The sequence below is a fragment of the Pseudomonas sp. S4_EA_1b genome (assembly GCF_016307435.1).
Lineage (GTDB): Bacteria > Pseudomonadota > Gammaproteobacteria > Pseudomonadales > Pseudomonadaceae > Aquipseudomonas > Aquipseudomonas rhodesiae.
In genome coordinates this window covers 1-1531 of record NZ_JAEILC010000189.1, presented here as the reverse complement: position 1 = coordinate 1531, position 1531 = coordinate 1, and the positions used below count along the sequence as shown (strand labels likewise).

Sequence of the window (1531 nt, the reverse complement as noted above, 5' to 3'; positions counted from 1 at the left end):
TGTGGTAATGGAATGGACGCCCCCTTCCTAACGGCATCTATGTGCCAAAGTTAAAGTGTTACCCACACTTAGCGGAAGGGAGCGTCCTCATGCAGCTTACGACTGTTTCGGTTGACTTGGCAAAAACCGTGTTTCAACTTCACGCGATCGATCAACAAGGAAAAACAGCGCTAAGGAAGCGGCTTAAACGTGAGCAAGTTGTCCCTTTTTTTGCCAACCTGGAGCCCTGCCTAGTGGGCATGGAGGCATGTGGCGGAGCCCACTATTGGGCAAGAAAACTGCAGGCACTTGGTCATACGGTCAAGTTAATGGCTCCGCAATTTGTGAAGCCCTACGTGAAGTCGAACAAAAACGATGTAGCTGACGCAGAAGCGATCTGTGAAGCCGTTACTCGGCCCAACATGCGCTTTGTGCCGATCAAGACGGTAGAGCAGCAAGCTATTTTGGCGGTGCATTGCGCACGGCAAGGGTTTGTAAAGGCCAGAACGGCACAAGCTAATTCGATTCGTGGGCTCCTTGGAGAATTTGGCGTGGTCTTGCCTCAGGGCATTCGACATATCGTCGAGCGTTTGCCGGATATTTTGGAAGATCATGAAAACGCTCTTCCTGGATCGTTACGCCAACTGATGCAGCGCTTGATGGAGCATTTCAAAGAGCTGGATCGACAGGTCGTCGAGTTGGAACGAGAGATTCAACAATGGCATCGCAGCAATGAAGGCAGCTGCCGCCTGGCAGAAATCCCAGGCGTTGGCCCGCTCACTGCAACCGCGCTAGTGGCGTCAGTGGGTGACGCGAAAAACTTCAGTAACGGTCGGCAAATGGCGGCATGGTTGGGGTTAGTGCCGCGACAACACTCCAGCGGAGGCAAGCCCACGTTGTTGGGGATCAGTAAACGGGGCGATGGTTATTTACGCACCTTGCTGATTCATGGCGCACGCTCGATGGTTCGAGTGGTGGAGAGCAAGACAGATCCTTCGGCGGATTGGCTGAAGGGGTTATTGGCTCGTCGTCACACCAACGTTGCTGTCGTTGCCCAGGCTAATAAAACGGCCCGGATAGCCTGGGCATTATTGGCCCATGGCACCAAGTTCCGACCCGACTACACCCCCGACGTAACGGTGGCGTAGCCGGCCCGGTGGAATGAAAAAGTGATGCGTTAGAAGGAGTACTTCCAAGGTTGCTCAGGCGATCATGACGTGATGGCAAGACAGGTAGGACCGGGATCGGGTAACTCTGCCCTGCTCACAGCGCTTCGAGCGCGTTGTGGTGATAAGAGCCCGATCAGCGAATTCCATCAGGGACAGAGGCACCGCCTCACTTAAAGTCCGGATGTATGGCTGCAACCTTATCCCGTCTGTGTTTTCACGAATTGAGTGCTTGGCATACTGGGGGCGTCCATGTATGAGCAGGCTTGCCCTGCGCTGGGCTGCGAAGCAGCCCCACTTCATACACTGTGTTTTTATCTGGCACACCGAGGCGCTTGGTTTGGGGGCCGCTTCGCAGCCCAGCGCGGGGCAAGCCCGCTCACCAC

1 protein-coding gene is annotated in these 1531 nt (G+C 54.9%); it reads left to right on the top strand.

Annotation, left to right across the window (positions count from 1 at the left end; all coding sequences use genetic code 11):
- The first annotated feature begins 89 nt into the window (after positions 1 to 89).
- Positions 90 to 1127: an IS110 family transposase gene (locus YA0848_RS35300; protein WP_099311725.1), complete on the top strand. Its 1038-nt coding sequence runs from the start codon at positions 90 to 92 to the stop codon at positions 1125 to 1127.
- The last annotated feature ends 404 nt before the right edge of the window (positions 1128 to 1531 follow it).

Bases quoted from the DNA above. Each gene is read 5' to 3' on its own strand.
- YA0848_RS35300 (WP_099311725.1), top strand. From the start codon at position 90: ATGCAGCTTACGACTGTTTCGGTTGACTTGGCAAAAACCGTGTTTCAA.